Source organism: Streptomyces beijiangensis, from assembly GCF_017315755.1.
Classification (GTDB): Bacteria; Actinomycetota; Actinomycetes; order Streptomycetales; family Streptomycetaceae; genus Streptomyces; species Streptomyces beijiangensis.
The window spans coordinates 1-215 of record NZ_JAFLRJ010001205.1 but is presented as its reverse complement, the minus strand read 5'-3'; the positions used below and the strand labels follow the sequence as shown (position 1 = coordinate 215).

Sequence of the window (215 nt, the reverse complement as noted above, 5' to 3'; positions counted from 1 at the left end):
GTCCGCGCCCGTGCCGTCGGGGACCTGGCCGGTGACGACAGCGACCCCGCGCACGTCCTTGGCGCCTGCGGCGAGTCCGGCGGCGGCCTGCAGGACCTTCTCCGCGCGGAACTTCTCGATCTCCTTCTCGGCGTCCTTCAGCTTGCCGAGCATGGTGGAGATCTTCTCAGGGAGCTCGTCGACGCGGCCCTTGACCAGCTCCTGGAGCTGGTCAA

General features: G+C 69.3%; 1 protein-coding gene. It reads right to left on the bottom strand.

The window, feature by feature from the left end:
- A partial coding sequence (locus tag J0695_RS41195; protein WP_206969922.1) for a hypothetical protein occupies positions 1 to 215 on the bottom strand: 215 nt, incomplete at both ends.